General features: G+C 44.4%; 12 protein-coding genes and 1 pseudogene. 1 reads left to right on the top strand and 12 read right to left on the bottom strand.

Going from position 1 to position 13,159, the window contains the following annotated elements:
- Nucleotides 1-17 precede the first annotated feature (17 nt).
- Together pgeF and rluD are read right to left on the bottom strand one after the other, a co-directional pair.
- On the bottom strand, nucleotides 18-749 hold the full coding sequence (pgeF, locus tag BN1209_RS04065; RefSeq protein WP_045751070.1) for a peptidoglycan editing factor PgeF: 732 nt from the start codon (nucleotides 747-749) through the stop codon (nucleotides 18-20).
- Nucleotides 739-1,818 carry a 23S rRNA pseudouridine(1911/1915/1917) synthase RluD gene (rluD, locus tag BN1209_RS04060; RefSeq protein WP_045751069.1) on the bottom strand — a complete coding sequence of 360 codons (1,080 nt, stop codon included), beginning with the start codon at nucleotides 1,816-1,818 and terminating at the stop codon, nucleotides 739-741. The genes pgeF and rluD overlap by 11 nt, the downstream gene beginning before the upstream one ends.
- A 46-nt stretch (nucleotides 1,819-1,864) precedes the next feature.
- Between rluD and BN1209_RS04055 the strand changes: the two genes are divergently transcribed.
- Complete coding sequence (locus BN1209_RS04055) at nucleotides 1,865-2,671, top strand: outer membrane protein assembly factor BamD (RefSeq protein ID WP_045751068.1); 807 nt, start codon at nucleotides 1,865-1,867, stop codon at nucleotides 2,669-2,671.
- A 76-nt stretch (nucleotides 2,672-2,747) separates the two neighbouring features.
- Here the strand turns inward: BN1209_RS04055 and der are convergent, their stop codons facing one another.
- From der to rlmN, 10 genes and pseudogenes are all read right to left on the bottom strand, one after another.
- Nucleotides 2,748-4,238, bottom strand: coding sequence for a ribosome biogenesis GTPase Der (gene der / locus BN1209_RS04050; protein WP_045751067.1), 1,491 nt, complete (start codon nucleotides 4,236-4,238; stop codon nucleotides 2,748-2,750).
- A gap of 3 nt (nucleotides 4,239-4,241) precedes the next feature.
- On the bottom strand, nucleotides 4,242-5,414 hold the full coding sequence (bamB, locus tag BN1209_RS04045; RefSeq protein ID WP_320408778.1) for an outer membrane protein assembly factor BamB: 1,173 nt from the start codon (nucleotides 5,412-5,414) through the stop codon (nucleotides 4,242-4,244).
- A pseudogene (locus BN1209_RS04040) lies at nucleotides 5,414-6,048 on the bottom strand (YfgM family protein). The gene bamB and the pseudogene BN1209_RS04040 overlap by 1 nt, the downstream one beginning before the upstream one ends.
- Before the next feature lie 55 nt (nucleotides 6,049-6,103).
- Complete coding sequence (locus BN1209_RS04035) at nucleotides 6,104-6,907, bottom strand: ATP-binding cassette domain-containing protein (RefSeq protein WP_045751065.1); 804 nt, start codon at nucleotides 6,905-6,907, stop codon at nucleotides 6,104-6,106.
- Entirely contained in the window at nucleotides 6,904-7,743 is an 840-nt protein-coding gene (locus BN1209_RS04030; protein ID WP_045751953.1) for an ATP-binding cassette domain-containing protein, read from the bottom strand. The genes BN1209_RS04035 and BN1209_RS04030 overlap by 4 nt, the downstream gene beginning before the upstream one ends.
- 14 nt (nucleotides 7,744-7,757) lie before the next feature.
- The gene (gene hisS, locus BN1209_RS04025) at nucleotides 7,758-9,029 is read right to left on the bottom strand and encodes a histidine--tRNA ligase (protein ID WP_045751064.1); all 1,272 of its coding nucleotides are present in this window, start codon (nucleotides 9,027-9,029) and stop codon (nucleotides 7,758-7,760) included.
- 18 nt (nucleotides 9,030-9,047) lie between these two features.
- The gene (gene ispG / locus BN1209_RS04020; RefSeq protein WP_045751063.1) at nucleotides 9,048-10,340 is read right to left on the bottom strand and encodes a flavodoxin-dependent (E)-4-hydroxy-3-methylbut-2-enyl-diphosphate synthase; all 1,293 of its coding nucleotides are present in this window, start codon (nucleotides 10,338-10,340) and stop codon (nucleotides 9,048-9,050) included.
- The gene (locus BN1209_RS04015) at nucleotides 10,340-11,311 is read right to left on the bottom strand and encodes a helix-turn-helix domain-containing protein (protein WP_082048387.1); all 972 of its coding nucleotides are present in this window, start codon (nucleotides 11,309-11,311) and stop codon (nucleotides 10,340-10,342) included. The genes ispG and BN1209_RS04015 overlap by 1 nt, the downstream gene beginning before the upstream one ends.
- On the bottom strand, nucleotides 11,308-12,057 hold the full coding sequence (pilW, locus tag BN1209_RS04010) for a type IV pilus biogenesis/stability protein PilW (RefSeq protein ID WP_052661088.1): 750 nt from the start codon (nucleotides 12,055-12,057) through the stop codon (nucleotides 11,308-11,310). Before pilW ends, BN1209_RS04015 begins: the two co-directional genes overlap by 4 nt.
- The gene (rlmN, locus tag BN1209_RS04005; RefSeq protein WP_045751061.1) at nucleotides 12,057-13,157 is read right to left on the bottom strand and encodes a dual-specificity RNA methyltransferase RlmN; all 1,101 of its coding nucleotides are present in this window, start codon (nucleotides 13,155-13,157) and stop codon (nucleotides 12,057-12,059) included. Before rlmN ends, pilW begins: the two co-directional genes overlap by 1 nt.
- Between the last annotated feature and the right edge of the window lie 2 nt (nucleotides 13,158-13,159).

Raw genomic sequence — 13,159 nt, 5'->3', positions numbered from 1 at the left:
GAGGTGTCAAGACCTGCTCATTCAAACCAAATCATTGTTGCCATGCGGCCAGTAATGCCGTCACGTCTAAATGAAAAATATTGGTCTGAATTGTGATAAGTACATTCGCCACCACCGTATATTTTGGTAATGCCTTGCTTATTTAAGCGTTGTCTTGCGATTAAATACAAATCAGCCAGCCATTTGTTACCTACAGGACTAAATGCCTGCTCAGCTTGTGTATCTTGCGTCATAAAAGCTAAAAGCACCTCATGACCCACTTCAAAAGCCTTCGGGCCAATCGCCGGCCCAAGCCAAGCCATTAAGTCTGAAGATTGCATACCTAGCGTTTTAATCGTCGCTTCAATCACCCCATCACACAAACTACGCCAACCAGCATGGATAGCGGCAACAGCAGTCCCCTCTTGATTGCATAGCAACACAGGCAAGCAATCAGCCGTCATCGTGACACAAACGACATTTTTATGTGTACTGAAGGATGCATCAGCATCTTCCAAACACGGGCTTATTGCTGCATCAATGACCTCAATGCCATGCACTTGATTGAGCCACACAGGCTCCGATGGTAAATACTGCCTTAATAATTGACGATTCTTAGTCACAGACAAAGCATCATCTTGCACATGCTCGCCTAAATTTAAGCTGTGATATGGCGCAACACTAAAACCACCATTTCGCGTGGTCTGAATGGCTTTTACATTGGCAGGTGCTGGCCAATCGGGAATGATGAAGTCTGTTTTACTCAACATCCTCATCGCCGTCTTCAAGAGGTTCTAAATCATCTTGATCATCAAAATCGTCATCTTCATAGTCTTCATCAGACAAATAAGGGTCCTCACTAAACTCAAATGGCTCTTCAAGCGGCGCATCTTCATGACGCATGGCCTCCAACAAGGCTTTCATGTCATCAGCCAATTCAATTTGCCATTCCATCGGCTCGTTAGTGGCAGGATGAATTAAACCCAATTTAATGGCGTGTAGTGCTTGTCTATCAAAGCCCTGAACAAAGTCCCTTAATGTTTGAGTCATGGCTCTATGCGGGATAATTCCTTTATAGCCATACACGGAATCACCAACAATGGGGGCTTTTAGAAATTGCATATGAACGCGGATCTGATGGGTGCGACCCGTTTCTAAATTGCATCGTAAATAGGTATGAACTGCGAAACGCTCCAAGACTTCATAGCGCGTGACAGCAGGCTTACCCATCTTATTAATCGCCATCTTGGTTCGAGAATGTGAGTGACGGCCAATTGGCTGATCAATCTTACCGTTACGCCAAACCTGCCCCCAGACAATCGTTCGATATTCACGCTTGACTGTGCGAGCCTGTAACTGTCTGACGAGGCTGGTCTGCGCTGCAAGTGTTTTGGCAATGACAAGCAAACCACTGGTATCTTTATCCAGGCGGTGCACAATCCCAGCACGAGGCAATTCGCTCGCGTGCGGGACATGATGCAAAATAGCATTTAGCAAAGTGCCATCCCAGTTTCCTGCAGCGGGATGAACGACCATTCCGGCAGGCTTATTGACGACTAAAATATGATCGTCCTCATACACAATATTGAGTGGAATATCTTGTGCAATAAAAGCGGTCATTTCGGGCTTTTCTTTTGTAATGACTGAAACAGCTTCACCGCCCCAAACCTTACTTTTTGACGTACTTGTTTCACCATCCAACGTCACCAAACCTTCTTTGATCCAAGCTTGTAATCGAGATCTTGAGTGTTCTGGCATCATGCGTTGCAATGCTTGGTCGAGACGCAATCCTCCTAAGTCTTGTGGGATAATAAGAGCAATAGGTGTGTTTTGAGTCATCAGTTATAATCAGCTTTAAATTAAATCAATATTAGGTATTCGATCAATGAAATACAGTTTAGCGTTTTTTGTAGCAATCTGGCTCACAGGTTGCAGTATTTTCGGCGCACCAACCGAGTTAGATGAAACAAAGTCTTGGCCAGCAGAGCGGATCTATCAAGAAGCGAGCACAAAAATGCGTGATCGCGACTACGAAAAAGCCATTAAGCTTTTTAAAACACTCGAGTCTCGTTATCCTCACGGCAAATATGCTGCTCAGGCGCAACTTGAAACGGCTTTTGCCTTTTATAAAAAATCTGATCCCGTCTCTTGCACTGCAGCGGCTGAACGCTTTATTAAGCTTCATCCTAACCACCCTAATGTTGACTACGCTTATTACATACGCGGTCTTGCAAGCTTCACCGAGCGCGGCGTCGTCGACAAGCTTACTAGCCAAGAAATCAATGATCGAGATCCTAAAGCAATGAACGCATCGTTCCTAGCTTTTAAAGAGCTATTAACGCGTTACCCTGACAGTCGCTATGCAAAAGACAGTGCTTTACGGATGACTTATCTTGTCAATGCACTTGCCGCGCATGAGCTCCATGTGGCTCGCTATTACATGAAGCGCCAAGCTTACTTGGCCTCTGTTAATCGTTGTAAGTACGTAATTGAAAACTATCCTCAATCAACCAGCTTGGAAGAAGCACTTGTCATTATGATCAGTGCTTACGACCTTTTGCAAATGCAAGATCTTAAAGAAGATACCATGCGAGTACTTCAAACGAATTACCCAAACAGCAAAATGCTCGCTAAAGGGGCTCCATCAGATGAACGTGTTTGGTGGAAATTTTGGGAAAGTCTCTATAACTAAATACCGAGAGTTTCATTTATAAAAAAGCACCGCTGAATTTCGTGGTGCTTTTTTTTGAGACCAAAATATGAAAACGCTATGATGATTTCTTTTTCTTAGGCGCTCGTTTAGCAATTTCAAGACCAGAAGCTTTGTGCTTGCCTTGCTTCACTTCATCATTTTTGCGAGCGTTCAACTCAGCTCTTTGGGCAGTCTTCCGTCTACGCATACTGACAATCCCTTCACCTTGAACGCGTTTATCAGGCTCAGAAAAAGGGTTATCACCCTGATTGAACTGCACACGCAAAGGGGTACCAGTAAGTTGAAATGTCTTACGGAACACACCTTCCAAAAAGCGCTTGTATGTATCCTTAACACCATCGACGTGATTCCCATGAATTACCACAATCGGTGGGTTGCTTCCGCCTTGGTGGGCATAACGTAATTTAGGACGAATCCCTTTACTAATTGGTGGTTGATGTTGCGCAATCGCATCAATTAATACGCGAGTAAGCTGTGGTGTTGAAAGCTTAGCCATCGCCGCTTTGTAAGCACCATCCACTGAAGTGAATAACTCAGGAAGCCCTTTTTTACGCAACGCTGAAATGTAATGGAATTTGGCAAAGTCTAAAAATTGAAGTTTACGGTCAATTTCACGTTTAATCCAATCGCGTTCGTCCTCTTTTAAACCATCCCATTTATTAATAGCTACAACCAATGCACGGCCTGTTTCAAGAATATAAGCAGCTACGTGTGCATCTTGTTCAGTAATGCCTTCTTGTGCATCCACCACTAAAATCGCTACGTTCGCTTCCTCAATGGCCTGAATAGTTTTGATAACAGAAAATTTCTCAATCGCTTCAAAAACCTTGCCACGCTTACGTACACCGGCGGTGTCAATAATGGTGTAATGTTTGCCGTTCTTTTCTAAATCAATATAAATTGAATCACGGGTGGTTCCTGGCTGATCGAAGGCAATTACGCGCTCTTCACCCAGCAATGCATTCACCAACGTCGATTTACCAACATTGGGACGCCCAACAATAGCAACCTTTGGTGCGTCTTCTTCATTGAACGGTGCAGCATCTGCAGGGTCAGCAAAAGGTTCTAGTGCTAACTCTACTAAATCTCGCACACCTTCACCGTGGGCTGATGAAATTGAGAGTGGATCACCCAAACCTAACTCATGGAATTCAGCACTGACCACAGCGCGTTGCATGCCTTCAGTTTTATTCACCGCCAGCAATACCGGGCGCTGACTTTTGCGTAAGCGATTGGCAATGACTTTATCTTGCGGGCTTACCCCTTGACGGCCATCCACCACAAAAATAATCACATCGGCTTCATCAATGGCGAGCAAGGTTTGACGCGCCATTTCTTTCATGATGCCAGACTCAGCAGTTGGCTCAAACCCGCCTGTATCAACGACAAGAAAAGGTTTATCTCCGCCAACACCTCTTCCGTAATGGCGATCGCGTGTCAAACCAGGAAGGTCTGCGACGAGTGCATCACGGCTTTTAGTGAGTCGGTTAAAGAGTGTGGATTTGCCGACGTTTGGTCGACCGACGAGAACAATGGTAGGTAACATGTCTTACTTAATAGAGATGGCGTATATGCCACCTTTTCGGGTTTGTGCGATGATTGTGGAAGCACCAACTGCAAGCATTTGAGGCATTATTGCTGAATCTTCTAATTGTAACCGCGCGGCAAACGATCCATCCTCACGATTAAGGAGATGCACATAGCCCTCCACATCCCCAAGCGCTATTAGGTTGCCCATTGGCAGAGGCGCTGAGATGCGGCGCTGCTTAAGATCTGCCTGGCGCCAAAAGGTTTTTCCAGTCGCAAAATCAAGAGAATAGACGGCGCTGTTAGCATGCGTAACATAAACTTTTGCATCCTCAGCATTTAAGCCCGTATAGCTTGAAATTTCACGTGACCAGGCCAATCGACCTGTTGCGCGATCTACCGCGGCGATTTTCCCTTGGTAGGCAACTGCGTAAACCAGGCTTCCATCAACAACTGGATTGCTTGTGATATCAGCAATACGTTCGATTTCAGTGGTTCCCTTTGGTTGAGCGACTGAGACCTCCCAAACAACCTTGCCATCATCAACTCTGAGAGCGATTAATTTACCACCCGCAAAGCCTGCATAAGCAGCGCCACCATCTAATACTATGCCAGCACTGCTTCTTAAAGATAAGGCTGGCGTTGCACGCTCATAAACCCACTTCTTAGAACCATCTTTGGCATTTAAACCGTAAATACGGCTATCGCCACATCGAACAACAACAACGCTGTCATCAGACTTAGGCGCACTCAAAACTTGACTGCTCACTTTTGACTTCCATAGCAATTTTCCGGATAAGTCGTAGGCCAATACATAACCTTTTGCAGACCCTAGTAAAAGCAAGTTATTACCAAGTCCAACACCGCCACTAAGCATTTCACCACTATTAATTTTCCAGATCTGCTTACCATCAGCCACACTTACTTTTGTTATTTCACCATTAGCACTGGCTGCATAAATAAACCCATTGTCCAAAACAGTAGTAAAGTCAGCATCTAGGCTATCACCTAAATGCGTGCTCCAAAGCACTTTAATCTGGGCTGTCGTTTTTATCTCAAGAAGCTCTGATGGTGTCTCGTTACTTCCTCGCCCGAACAATCGTTCGGACATATCTTCTTTTAGGTCTGTAATAGAGCTGCAAGCACCCAAGGCAAGGGTGATTAAGAGCGTTGCTGTCTTAAAGAATTTCAACACTAATTACCTAACACTTCTAATTTATGTTGAGTGAATTTCAAAAGTTTGCCCTGAGAATCTAGCTTTTCAAGTGCTTCTTTGTAAGCGATTTTGGCATCCGCCGTTTTACCTTGAGCGACTAAAATATCCCCTTTGAGATCAGCAAATAAACCATCAAAACCAGAAGTATGATTTTCACTCAGCGTTTTTAGTGCACCAGCATAGTCTTTTTCTTCAAACTGCAAGGATGCAAGCCCAGCAATGCCATTGCTTGAATAGCATCTTCTTTAGCATTTTTCGCCGCCCACTCCAATTGTGATTTAGCACTTTTAAGTTCATTTGCTTGGAAGTTTGCTTTTGCCGCAGTTAAAGCTGCACGACCGGCATAGGGTGTGCTTGGGTAGTTGTCCATCAACTGCGCAGAAGCTGCTTGAATTGCCTTGAGGTTTTTAGCGTCGGTCATATCTAACTTAAGCAAACTTTCGTATTGTGCAGAAGCTTTTAGTGATTGCTGATCTTGATAATAATGCCAACCTTGATAACCTAGGTAGCTGACAACTAAAATTGCCACGACAGCAATCGTTTTTTGACCGTGTAGCTTCCACCACGCTTTAAACTCATCCAACTGCTCTTGTTCTTCAAAATCGTATGCCATACCAATATCCTTACCTACAACTGTTAATCAAAAAAACTGTGCTCTCTAGTCACCCTTATGCGACTTTTCTTTTTTGTCCAGGAATCGCTTTTAAAAGATTTTTTGTATATTGCTCTTGTGGGTCGCCATAGACTGCTTGAATACTCCCAGTCTCAACTATTTTGCCCTGATGCATCACCGCTATTTCATCTGCGATATGGCGAACAACTCTCAAATCGTGACTAATAAAAATATAGCTTAGGGACATCTCCTGCTGCAACTCTTTGAGAAGCAATAAAATCTGTGCCTGAATTGATACATCAAGTGCAGAAACAGGCTCATCACAAACCACTACCTTAGGCGATAGCACCAACGCTCTTGCAATGCCGATTCTTTGACGCTGGCCACCTGAAAATTCATGGGGATATTTTTTCATGTCAGACTCACTTAGCCCAACACGTTTAAGCATACTCAATGCCTTTTCGAAACGCTCGTCTTTACTTCCGAGTCCATGCACTAACAAGCCTTCTGCGACAATCTCTCCTACTCGCATTCTTGGATTAAGCGAAGCGAAAGGATCTTGAAAAATCATTTGCAAATGACGTCGCTGCTGTCTCAATTCATTTGCTGGCAACTCCGCCAGATCACGACCTTGGAAAAATACCGAGCCCCCATCCAAGGGTTGTAATTGTAACAGACATCTCGCTAACGTGGATTTACCGCTGCCAGATTCACCGACCACTGCCAAGGTGCTGGCATGACGTAATGCAAGACTGACATTGTCTAAGGCTTTCACTTGCTTAGTACCAAATCCAAAACGTCCAGCACGTTGCGTGTAAAACTTATTAAGCTCTCGTGCTTTTAAAATGAATTCACTCATGCTTGCTCCTGTTCTGTATTGAGCCATGCATAATCAATTGGCTTGAGCGGTTTTTTACCTTCGGCGTCGGGTACGCAATCTAGTAGTGCTTTTGTGTATGGATGCTTCGGATGATTAAGCACATCAGCAACCGATCCGGACTCAACCACTTCCCCTCTAAACATGACAACAACATCGTCTGCCACATCGGCTACGACGCCAAAGTCATGCGTAATGAGCAGCATGCCCATGTTCATGCTTGTCTTCAGACTATCTAGGAGATTTAACACTTGCGCTTGTACGGTGACATCCAATGCTGTTGTTGGCTCATCGGCAATTAACATGCGTGGCTCACAAGCAATACTCATTGCGATCATTACCCGCTGTCTTTGTCCGCCTGATAACTCATCAGGATAACTATTAGCCCGATCAGAAGGAATACCGACTTGCTCTAATAATGCAGCTACTTTTTTATTTAAGGCATCACCGGAGAGACCAAGGTGAACACTCAATGGCTCACCAATCTGAAAGCCGATGGTGAGGACTGGATTTAAAGACGTCATCGGTTCTTGGAAAATCATCCCAATTTGACGGCCACGAATTTTTCGCATTTCTTCATGACTCAGGGTTGCTAGGTCAGTCCCCTGAAATAAAATGCGGCCTTCCATTCTGATCAACTGCTCAGAAAGCAATGCCATTACAGATAACGCCGTTAAGCTTTTGCCACTTCCAGACTCGCCAACCACACATGTTGTTTTACCTGGGGCAATTAAAAGTGAAACATTACTGACCAACTTACGATCAGGCGCATTGATTGGGCAAATGGTTAAACCTTCAATTTTAAGGAGTTCGGTCATATCAGCTATCTATATCATCTTTTAAGTAAATCAATCGCATGTGACAAATCAACAGTCACTTGCTCTCCCGCAGCTAACATAGGTTTTACAGCTATCTTATTTGCCTGGACTTCATCATCGCCTAAAATAAGCGCGAATCTTGCACCACTGCGATCCGCTTTTTTCATTTGCGACTTAAAACTTCCACCACCCGCGTGGACTATGACTGACAGCCCAACATCACGTAAAGCTTCAGCCGTCTTAGCGGCAACAGATTCAGCTAACTCACCAACATTAATTAAATAAGCATCTGGCTGTGATTGCGCGGTCACGCCGTATTCTTGCATCAACAAAAATACACGCTCTAAGCCAATACCAAATCCGCAAGCTGGTGTTGGATCACCACCCAATCGAGCGACTAAACTATCATATCGGCCACCGCCAGCAATCGTGCCTTGACTACCAAGCTTGGTGGTCACCCACTCAAAAACCGTACGATTATAGTAATCTAAACCACGCACTAATCTTGAATTGAGTTTGTAGGCGATGCCCACATCATCAAGCTTAGTACAAAGACCAGCAAAATGTTGGCGAGTTTCATCGCCCAGGTGATCAATCAGCTTTGGTGCGCCCTCAATCATCTCTTGCATACGTGGATTTTTGCTATCCAAAATACGCAGTGGATTGGTATGAAGTCGACGCTTAGCATCTTCGTCCAGCAATTCTGAATGTTGTTCAAAATAAGTAATGAGCGACTTTCTATACTCCGCTCGCTCATGAGCATCACCGATACTATTCAGTTGCAGCTCAACATCAGCTATGCCTAGTACTTTCCATAATCGGGCAAGCAAGATGATTTGTTCCGCATCAACATCAGGACCATCAAAACCAAAAGCTTCTACACCGATTTGATGAAATTGACGCTGACGACCTTTTTGAACATTTTCATGACGAAACATTGGGCCCGTGTACCAAAGTCGCTGCGGACCATTATAGGTGAGGCTATGTTCAACTACGGCACGCACACAGCCAGCAGTACCTTCAGGCCTAAGCGTTAATCTATCGCCATTGAGTGGGTCTTCCCACGAATACATTTCTTTTTCTACAATATCCGTATGTTCACCAACACTTCGAATAAACAAATCTGTAGGCTCAACAATCGGCATGCGAATATTGCGATAACCATACTGGCCAAGTACTAAACGAGCTGTATCTTCTAACTTTTGCCACAAAGGTGTCATCTCGGGCAGAGTGTCATAAAAGCCCTTAATGCTCTGAAACTTAGTGTTTTTTGTTTGTTGCGTCATAAATAGTTACGTTTGTGCTTAGATTGATTGAATCGGGATTGATTGAATTGGTATTTTTGTAGATTGGCTACGTAACTTGCCACCTTCTGCATAGTTCTTTGCAACATAATGCTCGACGATAGATTGAAATTCTTGCGCAATGGCATCGCCTTTAAGCGTCACGGTTTTTTCTCCGTCTACAAATACTGGCGCTACAGGCACTTCACCTGTCCCTGGCAAACTAATCCCAATATTAGCTAGTTTTGATTCACCTGGCCCATTAACGACACAGCCCATCACAGCAACACTCATCGATTCAACACCAGGATATTGTTTGCGCCACACTGGCATTTGTTCTCGGAGGTAACGCTGAATATCTTGGGCTAACTCTTGAAAGTAAGTGGACGTCGTTCTTCCACATCCAGGACACGCAGTCACAAGTGGGGTAAATGAGCGTATGCCCATTGTTTGCAAAATCTCTTGCGCAACAATCACCTCTTTAGTGCGAGACTCTCCAGGTTCGGGAGTTAGGCTAATACGAATGGTGTCACCGATCCCCTCTTGTAAAAGCAAAGATAAGGCCGCTGTTGAGGCGACAATTCCTTTAGACCCCATGCCAGCCTCAGTAAGCCCAAGATGCAGTGGATAATCGCACCGCTTAGCTAAATCTCGATACACTAAAACCAAATCTTGCACATCACTGACCTTGCAAGAAATGATAATTTGATCGTGCGCCAAACCAATCTCTTCCGCATGCTGAGCACTTTCCAAGGCCGATTGAATGAGCGCTTCGCGCATCAACGCTTCTGATGATAATGGCTGTGCTAACTGCGCATTTTTATCCATCATGCGCGCCATTTTTTCTTGGTCTAAGCTACCCCAATTCACACCAATACGCACAGGCTTATGGTATTTAATCGCTGTTTCTATCATGGCTGAAAACTGATCATCACGCTTACTACCCTTCCCAACATTACCAGGATTGATACGATACTTTGCTAACGCAATCGCACACTCAGGATAGTCATTCAGTAGCTTGTGGCCGTTGTAATGAAAATCCCCCACTAGCGGCACTGGGCAGCCTAACGCATCTAGCTGCTTACGAATCTTACCGACTTGGGCTGCAGCTTCGGGTGAGTTGACGGTAATGCGAACGATCTCTGATCCAGCCTGCCACAACTCCACCACTTGCTTAATAGTCGCTTCAGCATCGGCAGTATCTGTGTTGGTCATTGACTGCACAACCACGGATGCATTGCCACCAACGGCGACGTTCCCGACCAACACTTGTTGGCAAGAACGGCGTGAGATCAAGGAGGAAGGATTGCTCATTATTGATCGCCCAGTGTAATGCGCGCCATATTGTTGAAAGTAGTCGCTGTTAAGTCTATGGTTTCACCATTAAAAATCACTTGGGTAGCACTCGCATTACCGATATGAAACTTCAGGGGAGGAATGCCCTCGACGAACTCCTCTGTACCTGCTTTAGCTAATTTACTAAAAACGGTACGTCCTGTTTTATCTTGCACACCAATCCAAGATGAGCCAGTAAGAACAAGTCTAACCCTTACTTTGCCACTTTCGACAGGCGGTTTCACTGGCGAAATATTGGCTGCCTCAGAATTTGTTGTTTCAAGAGAGCGACTTAAATCCAAGCCTTTGTCTGTTGTTTTCTTTATCTCTGGCATCACAGGGTTTAGCTGTGCTCCCTGAGTCAATTTGGGCTCATTCGACTTTGGAAGCTCAATATCGGTCACTATCGCCCCAGCACTTGCTGAGATTTCATGACGATCAACTGTTAGGCCATCGTCAGGTAAGGCTTGAGTTAAAGCATCTTTATTCATCGCTGAGGTGGGTTCAGAAGCGATCGCTAAGTTTGTTGTTTGTTGATAAACCCAGACTTTGTAACCTACCCAAGCCAATGAAGCCGAAATAGTAAACAAACCAAGCATTAAGGTTAAAAATTTTCCGAGTCCAGACGATTGTGGACGATTAATATAGGGGGATTTATATTCAATTGATTGAATTTCATCTTGTGGATATTGTTCCCGATATGCATCTAATAATGGCTCAGGATTCAAAGATAAAAATTGTGCGTAGGACTTAATAAATCCGCGAACAAGCATAGCGCTACCAAACTGATTAAAGTCGTCAGTTTCCAAGGCGATAATTTGCCTGTCGCTTAAATGTAATCTCGCACGAACATCATCAATGCTCAGGCTTTGTGACTCTCTTGCCTCACGCAAAGCTGCACCGATTACCGATTGATTTAACAATTCAGTTGTGAACGGTTGATCCATCATTTACCTCGAGAAAGTAAAAGTTTTGTTTGTGGTGAATCAGGAAATTTGCTTTTCAACTCCGTTACATAGCTTGACTCGACATCTTGATTTCCCAGCTGATGTTCAATCCTTATGCCAAGCCACAACATATCAGGGTTAGGATTGTTGGCCATAGCATTGAAAAGGGTTTGCTGGGCCAATCCGTATTGTTGACGATCAAAGTAGAGTTTAGCTAATTGATAAGCGGTATTGTGCAACAGAGGTTGGTATTGCAACGCCAAACTAAAAAAACGCTCAGCACCTAATAAGTCAGATTTTTTAAGAGAACAATATCCTGCATTGGTATAGGCAATAAAAGGCGTTGTGTATAGGGGACTTTTAACAGCCTCTTGAAAGTGATGAATCGACGCATCAATCCGATTACGCGAACAAAGAAATGAACCGTAATTGTTATGTGCCTCAGCGCTTTTAACATCTAAAGCAATCGCTTTTTTGAAATTCAGTTCCGCCTTATCATCTTCATTTATTGCTGCATAAGTCATCGCCAACCCATTGTATCCAGGAGAATAATTAGGATCAAATTCAGTTGACTTAATAAATTCATTAAGCGCCACCGCCATCTGCCCCTGCTGATAATAGCCTGAACCAAGTTCAGCATGAATACGTGCACTATCTTGTTTATTACCATCAATCGCGGACAAACGCATGGCAGATTGATTGGCACATGCGCTGAGTAACAATACTAACAAGATCAATAATTGACGCATCAGCTTCGCTCCAAAACAATCGGGCGCGTTGTTCTTTTGGTTTTGTCTTGGACTTGTCCTGCCAATTGACCACAAGCAGCATCAATGTCATCTCCACGCGTCTTGCGTGTCGTGACGATATGTCCAGCCTGCATTAAAACATCTCTAAAGCGGCGAATATCATCTGGTCGTGACGTATCGTAACCGCTATTAGGGAATGGGTTAAATGGAATTAAATTGAATTTACATGGCACATCTTTGACTAGGTTGATCAATTCTTTAGCATGATCAAAGCTGTCGTTCACGCCATCAAGCATGACATATTCAAAGGTCACAAAATCTCGTGGCGCCTTGACTAAATAGCGCTGGCAAGCAGCCATCAGCTCTTTAAGGGGATATTTTTTATTAATCGGCACAATCACATCGCGTAATGCATCATTAGGCGCATGCAATGAAACCGCCAATGCCACAGGGCAATCTTCTTTCAATCTATCCATGGCTGGCACTACACCACTCGTGGATAAGGTTACGCGGCGGCGACTCAATCCATAAGCAGAGTCATCCAACATGATTTGCATAGCGGTCACGACGTTATCGTAATTCGTGAGTGGCTCACCCATACCCATCATCACGACATTACTGATAATGCGCTCGCTCATTGGGAGCATGCCGTAATCAGGGTCTTGTCTAAGCGAATGGTTGGCTAACCACAGCTGACCAATAATCTCAGAAACACTCAGATTACGGTTAAATCCTTGGCGACCGGTTGAACAAAACGTACATTCAAGGGCACAACCGACTTGCGATGAAATACACAATGTACCTCTATCGTCTTCTGGAATAAACACGGTTTCAACACCGTTGCCAGTACCAGCACCCACCAACCACTTGCGCGTTCCATCATTGGAAATCTGCTCAAGTTGAACGTTGGGAGGGGCGATGGTGGTCGTGGCGGCTAATTTCTCACGGAGAGATTTAGCAATATCAGTCATCTGCTCAAAATCATTCACGCCAAAGTGATGCATCCAGCGCATCAATTGTTTAGCGCGAAAAGGCTTCTCACCCAATCCTACAAAGTATTCGGCGAGTTGCGCTTGGTTAAAATCGAGCAGATTAATCATGA

This window comes from Candidatus Methylopumilus turicensis, from assembly GCF_000953015.1.
Classification (GTDB): domain Bacteria; phylum Pseudomonadota; class Gammaproteobacteria; order Burkholderiales; family Methylophilaceae; genus Methylopumilus_A; species Methylopumilus_A turicensis.
This window is presented reverse-complemented; position numbering and strand designations above follow the sequence as displayed.